The following is a 16,626-nucleotide window of genomic DNA, read 5'->3' as shown; positions in this document are numbered from 1 at the left end:
CCAGCGAACAGAAACGAAGCGGAGAGCGAAGGCGTCAGCGAAGGACGAGCAGCGCGGTCGTCAGTGACCGCGGCCGATGGTGTAGACGTCGTGGTCGGTGCCGTCGAGGTCGAGCGCGTCGCGGCCGTCGACGACGACGAGCGGGTCGAGCGCCGCCCAGTCGATGGCCGCGAACTCGCGGTGGGCGGTGACGAACACGACCGCGTCGAGATCGAGCGTCGCGAGGTCGTCGAGCGCCGCCGGAGTCAGCGGGAACGCGCTCGTGTCGTGCAGGATGGGGTCGACACCGTAGACGGTGGCGCCTGCCCCTGCGAGCCGCTGTGCGACGGGTAACGCGGGCGACTTCCGGATCTCCTCGACGCCCGGCCGATAGGTCAGCCCGAGCAGGGCGACCCGCGCGTCGTGGAGGGGGATGCCCTTGCGGTCGAGTCCCTCCTCGAGCTTGTTCACGGCGAACAGCGGCATCGCGTCGTTGATGCCTCGCGCCGTGCGCATGAGGGGAGCGTCCGTCTCGAACGGCGAGAGCAGGAAGTACGGGTAGTACGGGATGCAGTGGCCCCCGACGCCGATTCCGGGGGTGTGGATGTCACAGACCGGCTGGGTGTTGGCGGCCTCGATGGCCTCGACCACGTCGACGCCGAGCTCGTCGGCGAACCGGCCGAGTTCGTTCGCGAGCGCGATGTTCACGTCTCGATAGACGCCCTCGAACACCTTCACGCACTCCGCGGCGGTCGCATCGGAGAGTTCGACGAGCTCGTTGCTCGTGATCTCGCGGTAGATGAGCGACGCGACGCGGGTGCTCTCGGCGTCGACACCGCCGACGACTTTCGGGTGTGTGCCCGTGATGTCGGCGAGCGCCTGCCCGCTCTTCGTGCGCTCGGGGCAGAACGCGAGCCCGAACTCGTCCTCGGAGAGGCCGCTCTCGCGGGCCAGCAGGGGCTGCACGAAGTCCACGCAGGTGCGTGGTGGGACGGTCGACTCGATGACGACCATGTCGCCGGGGGCGAGCCCGCTGGCGATGGTCTCGACGACCGAGCGGACCGCACCGAGGTCGGGAACGCCGTTCTCGTGGACGAGCGTCGGGACGATGACGACGTGGATGCGCGCCTCGCGGGCGGCGCGGGTGCCGTCGGTCGTGGCCGCGAGTGCGCCCGCCTCGACCACCTCGGCCATGCGTTCGGGGAGGTCGGGCTCGCCGATGACCGGGCAGTCGCCGGCTTCGATGCGCTCGACGCGGGCGGCGTCGAGGTCGACGCCGGTGACGTTGCCCGTCACCTCGGCGTACACCGAGGCGAGCGGGAGCCCCATCTTGCCGAGGCCGTAGACGGCGACTGGAACGCGACCGGTGCGCAACGCCTCACGCTGTGCCTCGGGGGTGGCCGTCGAGCCGTAGAGACCGAACGTCTCGGCTTGCTGGCTCACTGGCGTCCCTCCAGCTTGGCGTGCGTCGCTCGGTCCGTGGCAGCGAGATAGTGGGTGAACATGGTTCAGGCGATGTTGTTCGGCCCCTGGAGTTCCTCCGGGAGCGGGCGGTGCGTGGCGGGCGCGCCGAGCGCGAGCGTGTGTGGCGGTACGTCGCGGGTGACGACCGCGCCGCCGGCGACGAAACACCCCTCACCGAGCGTGACGCCCGGCATGATGGTGGCGTTCGCGCCGACGGAGACGCCGTCCTCGACGGTGGCACCGACGAGCGGTTCCTCGGTGCGGATGGGGAAGCGGTCGTTGGTGAACACGGCGTTCGGGCCGACGAACACGTCGTCGCCGAGCGTCGTCTCCGGCGGGATGTAGACGCCCGACTGGAGGCTCACTCGCGAGCCGATGGTGACGTGGCCGTCGACGATGGCGTTCGTGCCGACGACGACGTTGTCGCCGAGTTGCGACCCCTCACGGATGAGCACGTTGTGGCCCGTCCGGAGTCCGTCGCCGATCTTCACGTCGGCGTAGATGACCGAGCCGGAGCGGACGACGGCGTCGTCGCCGATGATCGTCCAGTCGTGGCGGGTTCCCCCCTCCCCCAAGATGGCCGTACTGTCGATGCGGCAGTCGTCACCCAGCGTGACGTGCCGTGGAACCCCGCCTGCCGGACCGGTTCGTAGTTGGTCGGTCATTGAGAAAACGGCAGTCGCTGCGGGAATTGTTATGTACCGGCTGTCCACGCAGTACACGCGACCTACGTGGTGCCGGAACGGGTCGACGGCTCCCGAACGTCTGGGTAGTCCCGTCGTACCCGCGAACGATTGGGCCCTCTACAGGTGGTCGATGACGTCGCACACCACGTCGGTGTCGGCGACGACGAACGCCTCCTCACGCAGGAGGTCCTCGTCGGTCGGCAGGAACAGCAACCGGTCGCCGCCGGCTGCCCGTGCCGAGACGGCCTCCCAGTCCCGGATCTCGTACCCCATGTCGCGCTCGAGGTCCGGATTCGGCGCGACGTCCTCCCACTGATCCGGTTCGACGACGCCCCCTTCCTCCTCCTCGTTGGCTTGCTCCCTCGTCATCGTCCTGGTGAGTGATGGATGGCCTCACGTCGGTCGTCCCCCCGCCGGGTCGCCACGGCTCGTCGATCCCCCGTCGACCGGCGATACGCTCCCATGGTAGGTAGTTCGTACGCGGCCGTGTACGTCCGTTTGCCGTGCGATTCTGTCTGTGCCGTGTCCCCGGCGCTGCGAGGTCCCATCGCCCGGTAAGATACTACTACTACACTTAAGGAAACCGACGAGGTTACATCCAGATACTTACAGTTACGTACCAGATACGTCTCGGGAACGCCCAGTACGACACCCGGAAGATACGCGACTACTACCTGCATGGATAGTTTATTTCGGTTGTGGATATTCGAACGTAATACAGTGTTACTCGTTCGCACAGTTGGTAGTACAATGCTACCGAACGGGTCGAACGGTCGGTAAGAGCACCATACGCACCGCCGGATGCTATCGGTTTTCGACGGAAGCAACTGCATAACTAATCACTCGTACGACGGAGGCCCGGCCATGGGAAACGGAACGGGCCAGCGCGTGCTGGCGTTGGCAGTGGAAGGGATGAGCGACCGGGTTCTCGAACCGCTAGTGGCCGATGGCGTCGTGCCGAACCTCGCGGGGTTGCTGACCGCCGGGGTCGCCGAACCCCTCGGGGTCGAACCAGGGGCGTCACCGGAGCGAACGGCGGCGGCGCTGGCGACCGGGGTCGGCCCCGGTAAGCACGGCGTATTCGGGTCGCGACGACGCGACGGGACGCCCGTCGATGCCACCGACCTCCAGGAACAGACGCTCTGGGAACTCCTCGACGAGCACGGCGTGGCGAGCGTCGTCGTCGACGCACCGCTGTCGAGCCCACCGCCGGCGATCAACGGCGCGATCCTGCCAGGCGGCTCGGCGGCACCGACGTGTCACCCCGACGGACTCCTCGAGGAGCTGAGGGCCGAGATCGGCGAGTACCAGCTGTCACCACCGGCCGCGTCGACCCGTGCGGACCACGTGGCGGGGCTCCAGCAGCTCGCAGCGATGCGTGGCCGGGCCTTCCGGTATCTCGTCGGCCGATACGACCCGGGGTTCGGCTACCTGCATTTCGGCCAGCCGGCAGCGATGGCCGAGGCACGTCCCGGTGATGCGGCGGCGCTCCGCGACGTGTACGCCGCAGTCGACGAAGCGATCGGGCAGGTGCTCGACGCGTGGACGCCGGGAGTCGTACTGGTGGTCAGCGGCTACGGCATCGAATCGACCACCGGCTACGAGTTCCGGGTGAACGACTTCCTCGAGGACCGGGGACACCTCGTGACGAGCGCTGCCGACGCCGTCGAGACAGCCGACCCCTCACAGCGAGGCCCCCTCACCCAGCTGCTCGCCGGAATCCGCTCGGCGGTCGGGCTCGGTGGCGAGGACCAGCCGGCGACCGAGGAGCCGACCGAGCGCGCGCGCGTCGTCGACCACGGGGCCTCGGCGGGCTATGCCGTCGATGCCACCGGTGTCTACCTCGACGGCTCCCTCGACGCCGCGACCGCAGCCCGAGTTCGGTCGACGATCGTCGACGCCTTCGAGGCGGTCGAGACGCCCGACGGCAACCCGGTCTTCGCGCGCGTCGACCCCCGGGCAGGGGCGTTCGACGGCGACGCCGTCGACCGGGCACCGGACATCGCCCTCGAACCCGCCGACGGCATCGCGCTCTCGGCCACGCTCGAGGGAGCGGTGTTCGGCCCGAAGACGACCCTCGCACGCCGAACGGCTCCCGGACTGCTCGGGATTGCGGGCCGATGCATCAACGCGGAGGCCGCCTGTACGGGGGCGACGCTGCTCGACGTCGCGCCGACGGTGCTGTCGGCGCTGAACGTGCCGTGGAGCGACCGGATGGACGGTCGGCCGCTCCCGGTCGTCGAGCCGACCGTCGAGGCGTCCTACCCGATGGGCGAGGCGAGCACCGCAGCGACGGCCACAGGGGGGAGCCGGCAGCTGGCCGACCCCAGCTCCGCCGAGTGAGGCGGGCCGCTCGGCGGTCTCTCGATTGTCTCTCGATTGTCTCTTGATTGCTGGACGCCACACAGCGAGCGAAGCGAGAACAGAACGGAAGGGACGGGATTCGAACCACGTGGGGCCCCGAGGGGCCGCCACCGGCGAGCCGGTGGTGCTCTTCCATCGAGCTACCCTTCCAAACAGCAGGAGGCGGCAGGGCCTCCCGCTTGGCAGGCGGGGACACCGAACGGAGCTCATCCGTGCCGGAACGAGGTGTCCCCGGGGGGATCGACGCCGTTGTGGGCGCCAGCAGACACGACTACCGGATGGGGCATAGTTATACGACGACTGAACCGGGTTCCTGAACGCGGTACACGGGGGATACCACGTGCGATTCGGGCAGTGTCGGCGAAACGTCGGCGGGACGACCCGGGAGGCGACCACTGCCCGGTGTGCGCGCCATCGGACGCCGGTCGAGGCGCCGACGCGGGGAGCCGACAGCGCGCGGGGTCGTGGACGCGGTGTTTGGAGCCAGCGGCCGAGCGCCTCGTCCCCGTAGCGCCCGCCCAGGTGCGACGGGGGAGCAGGGGCGGACACGCGGTGACGCTACCACGCCCCGACAGCGGTCGCCATCTGCGGCTCTGACCGACGACCAGTTTGTTACACGGCACCTGTGACGGATGGCAGCGAGGTAGCCTGTCGGTTCGAGACACGACGCCCGCCACCGGTTCGGCCTCGTCGCGTTGGTCCGGCTTACCGGCTCCCGGCGTGCCGGTGAGGAATCACGGCCGCGTGGCGGTATCGAGCGCCCTAAGCGGGATACTGCCCGTATACCAAAGACAGTCCGGCACTAGCATGCAGATGGCCCGGAGATACCCAAAACGATTTCCCCCCGATCGTGGGCGGTGTCTTCCGCATCCGGGCCCTCTGCAACACACGCGACAAATGCGGCCGTCGCCCTCTGGCGACGGTACCATTTTCAGACACTCGGACCCGCAGCGTCCGCTATCGACTCACTCGGAGCCCGTTGGGAACGACCTCCGGCGGCCGGAACAGCAGCCCGACGACGAGGCCGACGAGGATGAGGAGCGTCGCGAGCGCGATGCGGTCGGCAGGAATCCAGCCGGCGAGCAGGGCCACCCCGATGTCGTGGGCAGCGTCGAAGAGGTGGATCCACGCCGCGAGCCACGAGAACCCCAGCACCAGCCCCGTCGACGTCGCGGTTGCGAGCAGGGAGTACGCGTGGAAGCAGACCACGACGACCGCGACCTTCACGAGCACCATCCACTCGAAACCGACCAGGGCGATGAGCGCGACGATGACCGGGTTGAGCTCGCGGGCCCCCGCACCGACGTAGATGTACGTGAGCCAGCCGCTGACGAGGGTACCGGCGAGCGTCGCGGCGTACGCACCCGTGTACAGGAGCCGGGGCCAGTCGACGGCCCCAGGCCACTCGGCCACCGGCTCGTCCGGGAGAATGGAGGTCCGCGTCATCACCACCTGATGGAACGACTGTTCGGAAAGGTACGTGGCGCTTAGGAACCTACCGGGTAGTAACCGCGTAGCTAAGGACTCTCTATCTTCGAACGAGGAAGGGAATCAGATTCGTTCGTACACCGCCACCGCGCCGTCGCTGTGGACGAAGACGCGGTACGACAGGTAGTTGAACGCGACGTAGCCGTCTACGGACCCATCGAGATTGTGGAAGAGTTTCGAGAGCGCGTCGGTGTCGATCGCCTCGTACAGCGGCTTGTCGAGTGCCGCCGGCTCGACGCCCGCCGCGTTGGCGATGGCGTCGATGATGACGCTGACGAGACTCTCACTCGTCGAATGGTACGTTCGTTCGTAAATCGGGTCGGTGCTGTTTCCGCTTTTCATCGTTGATTCTGACATGTGTTCCTCGGTCGGTTCGACGCTATAGGTAGGTGTCGAACTGAGATACTCTTTCGCCCTGTACTATGACAACCCATTGATATCTAAAATTGCACTATATACGCACTGTTTCCATGTGTGGTTTGGGATACATCTGTGTGTGCTACGCCTCAACTGAGTTCGTCGACGACCGCAGGACGTCTGCCCGTATCCGCCCGCTGTCCCAGTTCGTCGAGCAGTTCGTCGACGGTCACGACGGTCGACGTCTCGACCCGCGGCGCGACATCGACGAGGTCGTCGTCCTCGTACACCGCGAGCGCAACCACCGGGAGCGAGACCAGCTCGCCCGATTCGTCGGTGAACGTGCAGTCGTACTCTCGCCACTCGAAACAGGGGCCGAGCGAAACGCCGGCTTCGTCGGCCCACCGTTCGAGTCGGTGGACGACGGAGACGACGTCCTCGTTCGGTCCCTCGAGCGTGACGCGACTGGGCCAGGTTCGAACCGAGAACCGGTCCAGCCAGCCGTTCGACTGGAGTTCCTCGAGGCGTGCGACGACCGCCCGACGTCGACCGAGCGTCGACTCGGACGCCTCCATGAAGAGGTCGGCCGTCCGGTTAGTGGCAGTCTCGTCTCTCACAGTCGTCAGCACGGAGTCGGGGTGACGGTATAAACAGATGCGACCGTTCAGCGAACGAACGGGTGATTACTGGCGCTGACGTGCTAGTAGACAGCTCCTACCGGCGGACTCACGGGGGAAACACGGTGATATCCGGGATTGACTGGTGGATGACTGTTCGACCGGTAGGACGAGCCAACTGAACGGTTCAACGGTGTGTACACGCGTCACATCGCCGGATTTGGAGAGTCAACATCCCGAAACAGACGGCTGGTTAGATGAAGGCGCGCTGGACGACGAGTTCGCCGTCGCTGTGGAGCGTGACTTTGTAGCCCTCGAAGACGAACGACACCGTCGCTCCACTCTTGCCCGCAGTAGGCGACCGCACCAACTCGTTCAGCGCGTCGGGGTCGACGAACTCGTACAGCGGCGCGAACTCTATGAGGTCGCGGCCGGCGGCGGCGGCGACAGTCTCGACGACGGCGGTCGACGGGATCGAGGACGCCCACTCGTAACGGGTTCGCACCGTCCCGTCACCCCCCTCGATGCTCTCCCCACCCGAGCCGTTGTCGGACCCGCTCATGCCCCACGATTACGACGTGTGAACGGATTAATCATCGCATTTATGACCCCTCATTAATACGATGGGTCGTGAATGCCGTCCGTGTTCTCAGGAGCGTGACCGGCCGGTAGCACCGATTCGATATCGCAGTATCAGGTGTATGAGCGGAGCGGTCGCATGAGGCCCGGATCTGTCGAACTGCCCGTTCCAGCGTCCGACCTCGGGTTTTACGCCCGAGCGACGGGTTGCGGAGCCATGAGCGTCCACTACGACCGCGAGGGGCCGGTCGCCGTCGTCACGGTCGACCGTCCGGACCGCCGCAACGCCATCGACCGCGCCACCGCCGATGCGCTGCTCGACGCCTGGACCCGGTTCGAAGCAGGCGACGCGACGGTGGGAGTGCTCACCGGGAGCGAGGGCACCTTCTCTGCGGGGGCGGACCTGAAGGCGATGGACCTGCAGGACTCCCCGGAGGGCTGGCTGGGGTTCACCCGCGAGCGCGTCTCGAAACCCACCATCGCCGCCGTCGAGGGGCACTGCGTCGCCGGCGGGTTGGAGATGGCGCTGTGGTGTGACATCCGGGTCGCGAGCGAGACGGCCGAGTTCGGCTGTTTCGAGCGCCGGTTCGGTGTCCCGCTCGTCGACGGTGGCACCCAGCGGCTCCCCCGAGTGGTGGGGCTGGGTCGCGCGCTCGACATGATCCTGACCGGCAGAGCGGTGGACGCCGCGACGGCCGAGCGCTGGGGGCTCGCCACCCGTGTCGTCGAGCCGGGCGACGCCCGCGAGGCAGCCGTCGACCTGGGGAAGCGCATCGCCGAGTTCCCCCAAGAGACCGTCCTGACCGACCGCGCGGCCGTCTACGACGGTATCGGCACGACGCTGGAGCGCGGGCTCGGCGTCGAGGGCTGGCACGGCTCGCGGGCGCTCCAGACCGCGATGGCGGGCGCCGACCGCTTCGCCGGTGGCGAGGGCCGCGGGGGCGCCAGCATCGAGCGCGACGAGGAGTGACCGAAGCCAGGAAGCCGCCGCGAGACGCACCGAACGCGCCGTTTTCGAAGACTGACGCAGACCACCGATTCCTGCTGCAACGCACCCCATAAAACATATGCTGCGATATGAAATCCCGTGGCTCGCGCCAGCCTCGGCCCAGCCTCACAGAGGGAGAACCGCGCCGTTCCGGGCGCCAACCCGCCTGCAGCCGGGCGATACTCGGCCCTAGCCCGTCTGCCACCGACGGCGCAGCACCGAGTAGGGGCGTTGGAACTTTGCCCTGCGGGCGCAGTGGAACGGGTATGAACCTCGTCGCTCGCCTCCGCCAACCCGAATACACCGGTGAGAACCGGTGTATCCCCTGTACCGCGACGAACGTCGCCATCGCCGCGGTGCTGTCCGTCGGTGTAGGCGTCGTCTACCCGCCGGCCGGCGCGGCGCTGTTCGTCGGCTCGCTCCTCGCCATCTGGCTCCGGGGCTATCTGGTTCCGGGCACACCCGAGTTGACGAAGCGCTACTTCCCCGACTGGCTGCTGGCCTACTTCGACAAGGGACCGCAAGTGTCGGGCGCCACCGACGCGGCTGCCGACGCCGACCTCCGGCACGATGTCGACCCCGAGACGCTGCTGCTGGAGGCGGGCGTCGTCGAGCCCTGCGCCGAGGAGGACGACCTCTGTCTCGCCGACGACTTCCGGGACGGGTGGACCGACCGGATGGACGCCCTCCGCGAGGCGGGGGCCGACCGCGAGGCGCTGGCCGACCGCCTCGACGTCGACTCCGCAACCCTCCGGTTCGAGGAGCACGACGATGGATTCGAGGCGTTCGATGGCGACCGCCGGCTCGGCCAGTGGGAATCCCGGGCCGCGTTGCTCGCGGACCTCGCGGCGGCGGCCGAACTCCCCGAGTACGTCGACGACTGGGACCGCCTCGCTGTGGGCGCGAAAGCGCAGGTGCTCGGAGGGCTCCGCGTGTTCGTCGAGACCTGCCCCGAGTGCGACGGGGCCGTGACGGCGGGCACCGAGACCGTCACCTCCTGTTGCCGCTCACACGAGGTTGTCGCGGTCGGCTGTGCCGACTGCGGCGCACGCCTGCTCGAAGTGCCGTATCAGGGCGAGCCCGCGTGAACGGCGCGTAACCGCCCGATTTTTCCCCACCACCGGCCGAGAGACGTGTATGACTCTGGACCCGGAGACCTTCGAGGAGGAGAAGTACGTCGACTACTTCCCCAAACTGCAGCAGGCGTACAAGAACGCGTTCAACCGGATGAACGAGCAGTACGACTCCACGCTGATCCACGGCATCGACCAGACCATCCTCAACGAGTCGGAGCCGTTCTACGAAGGCGACGGCGAGTTCACCATCGAACTCCCCGAGAACCCCCACGAGCGCATCGACGGCGTCGTGGTCGTGGACGACGAGAAACTCGACGACATGCTGGAGCTGTACGTCGAGGAGATCGAGAGCGAGCTTCGCCGCGTATTCGACGTATAGGGAACGACGGGGAGCTCGCGCGGCGGAATAGCTATAGTACGACTCAGTGAATCGGAACGAACATCGGAGACGGACATGCGCAACTCAGAAACGGGACGTCGAGGAGTCGCCACGGTCCGTGACGACCGCGTCCTTCCCCTCACGCGCTGGGTCGCGCGCGTCATCATCCCGTTTCTCGCTGCGGCGTTTCTGGTCCTCTACGGCCTGCCGTCGCAGACAACCCGGTTCTTCGCGTGGACGATCCGCCCCGAAATGACGCCGATAATCATGGGTGCCGGCTACGGCGCGGGCGTCTACTTCTTCTACCGCGTCTCCACGGCGAGCCGGTGGCACACGGTCGCGCCGGTGTTCCTCGGCATCGCCACGTTCACGGTGGCCATGGCACTCGCCACGGTCCTCCACTGGGAGAACTTCAACCACAGCCACTTCACGTTCGTCCTCTGGGTGGTTCTCTACGCGGTCACGCCCGTCCTCGTGCCCGCCGTCTGGGCGCGCAACCGCCGGACCGACCCCCACGAGCCGCCACCGGGCGCACTTCGCGTTCCGCGAATCGTCCGGGTCCTCGGTGGTAGTCTCGGGATCGTCGTCGCCGTCAGTGCCGTGGTCCTGTTCGTCGCTCCCGACATCATGGTCGGTAGCTGGCCGTGGACGGTCTCGCCACTGACGGCGCGCGTGTTGGCGGGCTGGTTCGCCCTCTTCGGTGTCGTGAACGTCGCGGTCGTCCTCGACGAGCGCTGGAGTGCAGCCCGGATACCGGTTCAGAGCCAGGTACTCGGGTTCACGCTGGTGCTAGTCGGCGTGGCCCGGGTGTGGGACAACTTCGACACGTCGAACGTGCTGACGTGGGGAGTCGTCGGAGGGATGGTGCTGTATCTCGGTGCCGTCCTCCTCCTGTACCTCGTGATGGAGCGTCGGTAACGGGTGGAACCCCTAGGGACAACTCCTAAGCATCGTCGTCCCATAGCCGCGGGTATGAGCACGGAAACCGCAGAGGGCGAGGACGAGCTTCGGGAGCGCATCTCGAACTTCCTGCGCCGCAACTTCCCGCAGATTCAGATGCACGGCGGCAGCGCGGCCATCCAGAACCTCGACCGCGAGGAGGGGTCGGTCACCATCCAGCTCGGGGGCGCGTGTTCGGGCTGTGGCATCTCGCCGATGACGATCCAGGCCATCAAGTCCCGCATGACGAAGGAGATCCCCGAGATCAACACCGTCCACGCCGAGACTGGCATGGGCGGCGGCCACGAGGGCATGGGCGGCGGCAACGTCTCGCCGTCGTTCCCCGGCGAGTCCTCGGACGCCGAGAGCACGGACGAAGGTCCCGAAGCCCCGTTCTAACTCCGCGTTTCACTCCCTGTTTTCTACTCGCGGAGCCGTGCGGCTAGCCAGCCTCCGACGACCACGACGTGCCGGGCGTAGACGCCGAGGACCGCCGTGTGCTGCGGGCGACGGCGACGGCGGCGGACTGCCACGTCACCGACCGGACCTGGGAGCGATTGACGCTTGTGGCCCGTAGTTACGTGGTGCCCAAAACGGCCCGGTGAGCGCCGGAGACCACGAGATTTATCCACGGCCGGCCGGTTCCCCCGAGTATGCACGACAGTTCGGGCAGCAACGTCCTCTTCGTCGTGATGGACACGGTCCGGAAGGACCACCTGACGCCGTACGGCTACGGCAAGCCCACGACGCCCGGACTGGAGGCGTTCGCGGAGGAAGCCACCGTCTACGAGCAGGCGGTCGCGCCCGCGCCGTGGACGCTCCCGGTCCACGCCTCGATGTTCACCGGACTCTATCCGAGCCAGCACGGCGCGAGCCAGGAACAGCCGTATCTCCCCGACGACGTGGGGACGCTCGCACAGGCGATGTCCGCCGCGGGCTACGACACTGCCTGCTACTCCTCGAACGCCTGGATTACGCCCTACACGCGCCTCACCGCTGGATTCGACGACCAGGACAACTTCTTCGAAGTGATGCCCGGCGACTTCCTCTCGGGCGCCCTCGCCGACTTCTGGCAGAAGATCAACGACCACGACCGGATGCGTGCGGTCGCGAACCGCCTCGTTGAGGTCGGCAACGACATCCACGAGTACTTCGCCGGGAGCGACGGCGCGGACTCGAAGACCCCGCAGGTCATCGACAACACCATCGAGTTCGTCGATGCCTCGGAGCAGTGGTTCTCGTTCATCAACCTGATGGACGCCCACCTCCCCGTCTACCCGCCCGAGGAGTACCGCGAGGAGTTCGCCCCCGGCGTCGACCCCACCGATGTCTGCCAGAACTCGAAGGAGTACAACTCCGGGGCCCGCGACATCTCCGAGGCGGAGTTCGAGGACATCCGCGGGCTGTACGACGCCGAGATTCGCCACATCGACGCGCAACTGGAGCGGCTGTTCGACCACCTGAAGGCGACCGACCAGTGGGACGACACGCTCGTCGTCGTCTGTGCGGACCACGGCGAACTCCACGGCGAACACGGCATCTACGGCCACGAGTTCTGCATCTACGACCCGCTCGTGAACGTCCCCCTCATGATCAAGGCCCCGGGCGAGGAATCGGGACGAAGCGACCAGCAGGTCGAACTGCAGGACCTCTACCACACCGTCCTCGACTTCGCGGGCGCCGAAGGCGTCGGCGAGCCGCTCGACCCGAAGCGCTCGCTGCTGTCGGCTGACTACCGCGACTTCGCGGACGGCGAGTACGCGTTCGTCGAGTACCACCGGCCCGTCGTCGAGCTCAAACAGCTCGAGACCAAGGCCCAGAGCGCCGGCATCGAGCTCGACAAGGATTCGCGCTACTACTCGCGGATGCGCGCGGCCCGCCGCGTCGACGGGAAGTACATCCGCAACGAGCGCATCGCGGACGAGGCGTATCGCATCGACCGCGACCCCGGCGAGACCGAGAACCTCGTTGGCGGGGACGACCCCGTCATCGAGGAGGTCGAGGCGACGCTCCGCGAGTTCGAGTCCCGGGTCGGCGAGACGTGGGACGACGACTACGACCCGGACGACGACGTGCTCGGCGACATGGACGAGACGACGAAAGACCGGCTCGAAGACCTCGGTTACATCGAATAAGTGACCCGCGAGGTCCTCGAGTTCGTCGACCGGGAGACCGCCGCGAAGACGCTTCTGGGGTTTCTCATCGCGGGCGTCCTCCTCTACCTCTTCGCAGCGGGGGTCGGCCTCCGGCAGGTGAGCGACGCGCTCGCGGAAGCCGACCCCCGGTGGCTCGCCGCCGGCTGTCTCTCCACCGCGCTCTGTCTCGCGCTCTGGGGGAAGGCGTGGCAGGTCGTCCTCGGGGTCGCGGGTATCGACGTCCCCTATCGCCGGCTGGTGGTGACGTACTTCGCTGCGACGTTCGCCAACTACGTCACCCCCCTCGGGCAAGCCGGCGGCGAGCCGTTCATCGCGTACGTCCTCTCGCGAGACACGGGTGCGAGCTACGAGGACTCGCTGGCGAGTGTCGTGACCGCCGACCTCCTCAATTTGCTGCCGTTCTTCTCCTTCTCGGCGGTCGGGATGTCCGTCCTGCTGCTGCAGGCCGAACTCCCGACGGTCGTGAAGGGACTCGCGCAGGGGCTACTCGTGATGGCGCTCGGCGTCCCGGCGCTCGTCGCCGTCGGCTGGCGGTTCCGCGAGCGCGTCCGCGGTGGCGTGCTCCGGCTCACCGAACCCGTCACGCGCGTCACCGACCGCGTCTCGGTCGAGGGTGTCGGTCGCCGCATCGACGACCTGTTCGAGGCGTTCGACCGCATCGCACAGGACCGCGTCGCGCTCGTGAAGGCCGTCGCCTTCGCCTATCTCGGGTGGGTGTTCTTCGCACTCCCGCTCTACTTCGCCGGCCAGACGCTCGGCGTCCCCGTCGACCTCCTGCTCGTCCTCTTTATCGTCCCGGCGTCGACGCTCGCGGGGCTGACGCCCTCGCCTGGTGGGTTGGGTGGCGTAGAGTTCGCGCTCGTCGCGCTGCTCGTCGCGCTGACCCCCACCGGGACGGCCGCCGCGTTCGCCGTCGCGCTCGTCTACCGGGTGATGAGCTACTGGTTCGCACTCGTCGTAGGTGGGGGCGCGGCGTTCGCCGTCGTGGCGCGGAGCTGAGAGCGCTCACACCGTCCGGCCGAGGAACGCTCTGCGGGCGAGTTTGTAGAGAGGCCACCCGGCCCGTGTGTTCCCGCGTTCCATCTCGAACACCGGGACTGCCCTGCCCCCGTACTTCCGCTTGAATCGGAACACCGAGTCCGTGAAGTGTGGGCTCGTCTTCCCGAAGCTGTAGCGGTCGTAACCGTGCTCGAGACCCCACTCGAGCCCGAACCAGTGGAGCAGTTCGGAGGGGTAGTAGTCGTAGTGGTCGGGGTCGGGAATCGCGGACAGCCAGTGGTGGAGGACGCCCCCTTCGTCGTCGAGGAGGTAGACGTACCGCCCCACCTCCCGACCGTCGACGACGGCGGTGAACACGCGGACGCGGTCCGCGAGTCGGTCGGCCAGCGCCTCGAACAGCGCCCGTGGGAGCACGGTGCCACCGACCCGTCGCATGTTCTGCCGGTAGTGGTCGTACGTCGTGTCCAGCGCCGCGCCGAGCGGTGCCACGTCGATCCGATACGACTGGTCCGTCGCGCGTCGAATCGCCTTCTGCCGTTCCTTGGCCATGTTCTCGCGAACCGTCGAGAGTCCCACGCGCAGGTCGATGAGGAACACGCAGAACCGGAGCCGCGACTCGTAGCCGCGACTTCGCGCGTACTTCCCGTAGCGGGCCCCTCGCGTATCGTACATCGAGAAGGCGTGGAGAAGCGTCGTCGGGCCGAACGAGGCATCGAGCGCATCGAACAGGTGCTCGATCGACTCGGTGTCGGCCGCCCCAACGGGACCGCCGTACCCTGGCTCGACCGAGTGCATCGCGTGCAACGGCAGCTCGACGGAGAGCCGCTGCTCGATCTGATCGGGCAGGGAGACCGACCCCAGGAAGTTCGGCCACACCGCGACGGGGTTCCCGTCGTCGCGCACCACGACGTGGTGGGGCACGTCGTCGAGGGCGACTTCGAGGGCGTGAAGCCACTCGTAGCGGTGGAACAGCGTCCCCAGTTCCGACTGGGCTACCAGGTTGTTCCACTGGTTCCGGTTGACCGCCGTAACGGTCCGGTGGACCGTCGTCGAGAGGGTGGACATGATGGGGGGTTCGCTGCCAGGACGATGGGCGGGTCCGCGGAAAGCTATCCCACGGGTACTGAGGATACTGTTGGCTTATCGAGCGATCTGCGGTCGAAAGCCCAGCGTACGGCGTGGCAGACGCCCGGAGCCAAGGGGCTTAATCCAGAGCGGACCGAGAGTGAGCTATGCGCGTCGTCACGCTCCTCCCGTCTGCCACCGAAATCGTCTACGCGCTCGGGGTCGAGCCGGTCGCCACGAGCCACGAGTGCGACTGGCCGCCGGAAGCCCAGGACAAGCCCGCGGTCAACTACGCGAACGTCGACCCCGATTCCTCCCCCTCGGACATCAACGAGCAGGTCGTCGAAGCCGAACAGGGCGAGGGCGTCTACGGCATCGATCTCGACGCACTGGAGCGCGCCGACCCCGACGTCGTCGTCTCGCAGGGGGTCTGTGACGTGTGTGCCGTCGATTCGGTGCTGGTGGAGGACGCCGTCGCCGAACTCGGCCTCGACTGCGACGTCGTCACCACGGACGCGCACTCCATCGAGGACATGCTCGAAGACGTCGAACGACTCGGTCGCGTCCTCCACCGCGAGCAGGAAGCCGAGGCCGTCGTCGCCGGCCTCCGCGAGCGCATCGACTCCGTGACGGAGCGCGCGAAGGACGCGACCGACAGCCCGCGCGTCGCCGTGCTCGACTGGACCGACCCGGTGATGGTCGCAGGGCACTGGGTACCGGGGATGGTCGAGTCGCTCGGCGCCGAATACGGACTGGAACAGGCGGGGCACGACTCGCGGCCGCGGGAGTGGAACGAGATCAGCGAGTACGACCCCGAGGTGCTCGTCGCCGCACCCTGTGGGTTCGGCCTCGACCAGACGGTCGAGAACCTCGCGGACCTCACGGAGCGCGACGGCTGGCGCGACCTCACGGCCGTCGCGACGGAGCGAGCGTACGCCATGGACGGCCACCACTACGTCAACCGTCCCGGTCCTCGGCTCGTGGACACGCTGGAGTACCTCGCCGGCCTGGTCCACCCCGACGTGTTCGAGGCGCCACCCGAGTCGGTCGCCCGACCGCTCGCCAGACAAGTCGCATGAGGCTCGGCCCTGGCGTGCGTGAGGTCCTGCTCGACCACGCCCGCGAGGGCGCACCTGAGGAGGTGTGTGGCGTGCTTGGAGGACGACGAAATCCAGATGTCGTCACCGGGATTCGTCGCGTTCCCAACGTCGCAGCGAGCCCCGAGATGCGATACGAACTCGACCCTGCGGCACAGCTGAGCGCGATGGAAGCCATCGAGGACTCGGGCGACGAGGTCGTCGGCTTCTATCACTCACATCCTCGCGGCCCGCCAGGACCGAGCGAGACGGACGCGCGACTGGCGACGTGGTCCGGCTACCGCTACTGTATCGTCTCGCTCCCGGACGAGTCGGTGGGAGCGTGGCGCTGGACCGGCGAGGCGTTCGAGTCGGTGCCGGTGACGGAAGGCTAAATCGGGGGCAGACCGACGA

The 16,626-nt window shown here is 67.5% G+C and carries 18 protein-coding genes and 1 tRNA gene; 10 read left to right on the top strand and 9 right to left on the bottom strand.

The window, feature by feature from the left end; translation table 11 throughout:
* Window positions 1-60: 60 nt before the first annotated feature.
* The 3 genes from NL126_RS10070 to NL126_RS10060 form a co-directional block, all read right to left on the bottom strand.
* The gene (locus NL126_RS10070) at window positions 61-1,422 is read right to left on the bottom strand and encodes a nucleotide sugar dehydrogenase (RefSeq protein ID WP_255198788.1); all 1,362 of its coding nucleotides are present in this window, start codon (window positions 1,420-1,422) and stop codon (window positions 61-63) included.
* A 65-nt stretch (window positions 1,423-1,487) separates the two neighbouring features.
* The gene (locus tag NL126_RS10065) at window positions 1,488-2,108 is read right to left on the bottom strand and encodes an acyltransferase (protein WP_255198787.1); all 621 of its coding nucleotides are present in this window, start codon (window positions 2,106-2,108) and stop codon (window positions 1,488-1,490) included.
* A 138-nt stretch (window positions 2,109-2,246) separates the two neighbouring features.
* Window positions 2,247-2,498 (bottom strand): hypothetical protein, encoded by a 252-nt coding sequence (locus NL126_RS10060; RefSeq protein ID WP_255198786.1) that lies wholly within the window; start codon window positions 2,496-2,498, stop codon window positions 2,247-2,249.
* Between the two features lie 495 nt (window positions 2,499-2,993).
* Here NL126_RS10060 and NL126_RS10055 point away from each other — a divergent pair, with 495 nt between their 5' ends.
* The gene (locus NL126_RS10055) at window positions 2,994-4,472 is read left to right on the top strand and encodes an alkaline phosphatase family protein (RefSeq protein WP_255198785.1); all 1,479 of its coding nucleotides are present in this window, start codon (window positions 2,994-2,996) and stop codon (window positions 4,470-4,472) included.
* 85 nt (window positions 4,473-4,557) lie between these two features.
* Here the strand turns inward: NL126_RS10055 and NL126_RS10050 are convergent.
* The 5 genes from NL126_RS10050 to NL126_RS10030 form a co-directional block, all read right to left on the bottom strand.
* Window positions 4,558-4,643, bottom strand: a tRNA-OTHER gene (locus NL126_RS10050).
* A gap of 807 nt (window positions 4,644-5,450) precedes the next feature.
* The gene (locus NL126_RS10045; RefSeq protein ID WP_255198784.1) at window positions 5,451-5,939 is read right to left on the bottom strand and encodes a hypothetical protein; all 489 of its coding nucleotides are present in this window, start codon (window positions 5,937-5,939) and stop codon (window positions 5,451-5,453) included.
* Between the two features lie 105 nt (window positions 5,940-6,044).
* Window positions 6,045-6,338 (bottom strand): HalOD1 output domain-containing protein, encoded by a 294-nt coding sequence (locus NL126_RS10040; RefSeq protein ID WP_255198783.1) that lies wholly within the window; start codon window positions 6,336-6,338, stop codon window positions 6,045-6,047.
* A 149-nt stretch (window positions 6,339-6,487) separates the two neighbouring features.
* Window positions 6,488-6,955, bottom strand: coding sequence for an HTH domain-containing protein (locus tag NL126_RS10035; RefSeq protein ID WP_255198782.1), 468 nt, complete (start codon window positions 6,953-6,955; stop codon window positions 6,488-6,490).
* A 253-nt stretch (window positions 6,956-7,208) separates the two neighbouring features.
* On the bottom strand, window positions 7,209-7,517 hold the full coding sequence (locus NL126_RS10030; RefSeq protein WP_255198781.1) for a HalOD1 output domain-containing protein: 309 nt from the start codon (window positions 7,515-7,517) through the stop codon (window positions 7,209-7,211).
* 234 nt (window positions 7,518-7,751) lie between these two features.
* On the opposite strand from NL126_RS10030, the gene NL126_RS10025 reads away from it, so the two are divergent.
* The 7 genes from NL126_RS10025 (at window position 7,752) to NL126_RS09995 (ending at window position 14,071) form a co-directional block, all read left to right on the top strand.
* Window positions 7,752-8,504: a crotonase/enoyl-CoA hydratase family protein gene (locus NL126_RS10025; RefSeq protein WP_255198780.1), complete on the top strand. Its 753-nt coding sequence runs from the start codon at window positions 7,752-7,754 to the stop codon at window positions 8,502-8,504.
* A gap of 284 nt (window positions 8,505-8,788) precedes the next feature.
* Window positions 8,789-9,610 (top strand): DUF8054 domain-containing protein, encoded by an 822-nt coding sequence (locus NL126_RS10020; protein WP_255198779.1) that lies wholly within the window; start codon window positions 8,789-8,791, stop codon window positions 9,608-9,610.
* A 49-nt stretch (window positions 9,611-9,659) separates the two neighbouring features.
* Window positions 9,660-9,977 carry a DUF5783 family protein gene (locus NL126_RS10015; protein WP_255198778.1) on the top strand — a complete coding sequence of 106 codons (318 nt, stop codon included), beginning with the start codon at window positions 9,660-9,662 and terminating at the stop codon, window positions 9,975-9,977.
* A gap of 75 nt (window positions 9,978-10,052) precedes the next feature.
* Window positions 10,053-10,895 (top strand): hypothetical protein, encoded by an 843-nt coding sequence (locus tag NL126_RS10010; protein WP_255198777.1) that lies wholly within the window; start codon window positions 10,053-10,055, stop codon window positions 10,893-10,895.
* Between the two features lie 54 nt (window positions 10,896-10,949).
* Window positions 10,950-11,315, top strand: a complete 366-nt coding sequence (locus NL126_RS10005) for a NifU family protein (RefSeq protein WP_255198776.1) — start codon at window positions 10,950-10,952, stop codon at window positions 11,313-11,315.
* A gap of 254 nt (window positions 11,316-11,569) precedes the next feature.
* Window positions 11,570-13,051 carry a sulfatase gene (locus NL126_RS10000; protein WP_255198775.1) on the top strand — a complete coding sequence of 494 codons (1,482 nt, stop codon included), beginning with the start codon at window positions 11,570-11,572 and terminating at the stop codon, window positions 13,049-13,051.
* Window positions 13,052-14,071, top strand: a complete 1,020-nt coding sequence (locus NL126_RS09995; RefSeq protein ID WP_255198774.1) for a lysylphosphatidylglycerol synthase transmembrane domain-containing protein — start codon at window positions 13,052-13,054, stop codon at window positions 14,069-14,071.
* A 6-nt stretch (window positions 14,072-14,077) separates the two neighbouring features.
* Here NL126_RS09995 and NL126_RS09990 read toward each other — a convergent pair whose 3' ends face one another.
* Complete coding sequence (locus NL126_RS09990) at window positions 14,078-15,136, bottom strand: GNAT family N-acetyltransferase (RefSeq protein WP_255198773.1); 1,059 nt, start codon at window positions 15,134-15,136, stop codon at window positions 14,078-14,080.
* A 167-nt stretch (window positions 15,137-15,303) separates the two neighbouring features.
* Between NL126_RS09990 and NL126_RS09985 the strand changes: the two genes are divergently transcribed.
* On the top strand, window positions 15,304-16,215 hold the full coding sequence (locus tag NL126_RS09985) for an ABC transporter substrate-binding protein (RefSeq protein ID WP_255198772.1): 912 nt from the start codon (window positions 15,304-15,306) through the stop codon (window positions 16,213-16,215).
* Window positions 16,212-16,607 (top strand): desampylase, encoded by a 396-nt coding sequence (locus NL126_RS09980; RefSeq protein ID WP_255198771.1) that lies wholly within the window; start codon window positions 16,212-16,214, stop codon window positions 16,605-16,607. Before NL126_RS09985 ends, NL126_RS09980 begins: the two co-directional genes overlap by 4 nt.
* Window positions 16,608-16,626: the final 19 nt, after the last annotated feature.

The sequence above is a fragment of the Halorarius litoreus genome (genome assembly GCF_024362405.1).
Lineage (GTDB): Archaea > Halobacteriota > Halobacteria > Halobacteriales > Haloarculaceae > Halorarius > Halorarius litoreus.
This window is presented reverse-complemented; position numbering and strand designations above follow the sequence as displayed.

Coding starts and splice junctions, on each gene's coding strand:
- NL126_RS10020 (WP_255198779.1), top strand. CDS start 8,789: ATGAACCTCGTCGCTCGCCTCCGCCAACCCGAATACACCGGTGAGAAC.
- NL126_RS09980 (WP_255198771.1), top strand. CDS start 16,212: ATGAGGCTCGGCCCTGGCGTGCGTGAGGTCCTGCTCGACCACGCCCGC.
- NL126_RS10005 (WP_255198776.1), top strand. CDS start 10,950: ATGAGCACGGAAACCGCAGAGGGCGAGGACGAGCTTCGGGAGCGCATC.
- NL126_RS10025 (WP_255198780.1), top strand. CDS start 7,752: ATGAGCGTCCACTACGACCGCGAGGGGCCGGTCGCCGTCGTCACGGTC.
- NL126_RS10045 (WP_255198784.1), bottom strand. CDS start 5,939: ATGACGCGGACCTCCATTCTCCCGGACGAGCCGGTGGCCGAGTGGCCT.
- NL126_RS10040 (WP_255198783.1), bottom strand. CDS start 6,338: ATGTCAGAATCAACGATGAAAAGCGGAAACAGCACCGACCCGATTTAC.
- NL126_RS10065 (WP_255198787.1), bottom strand. CDS start 2,108: ATGACCGACCAACTACGAACCGGTCCGGCAGGCGGGGTTCCACGGCAC.
- NL126_RS10055 (WP_255198785.1), top strand. CDS start 2,994: ATGGGAAACGGAACGGGCCAGCGCGTGCTGGCGTTGGCAGTGGAAGGG.
- NL126_RS10000 (WP_255198775.1), top strand. CDS start 11,570: ATGCACGACAGTTCGGGCAGCAACGTCCTCTTCGTCGTGATGGACACG.
- NL126_RS10060 (WP_255198786.1), bottom strand. CDS start 2,498: ATGACGAGGGAGCAAGCCAACGAGGAGGAGGAAGGGGGCGTCGTCGAA.
- NL126_RS09985 (WP_255198772.1), top strand. CDS start 15,304: ATGCGCGTCGTCACGCTCCTCCCGTCTGCCACCGAAATCGTCTACGCG.
- NL126_RS09990 (WP_255198773.1), bottom strand. CDS start 15,136: ATGTCCACCCTCTCGACGACGGTCCACCGGACCGTTACGGCGGTCAAC.
- NL126_RS10015 (WP_255198778.1), top strand. CDS start 9,660: ATGACTCTGGACCCGGAGACCTTCGAGGAGGAGAAGTACGTCGACTAC.
- NL126_RS10030 (WP_255198781.1), bottom strand. CDS start 7,517: ATGAGCGGGTCCGACAACGGCTCGGGTGGGGAGAGCATCGAGGGGGGT.
- NL126_RS10010 (WP_255198777.1), top strand. CDS start 10,053: ATGCGCAACTCAGAAACGGGACGTCGAGGAGTCGCCACGGTCCGTGAC.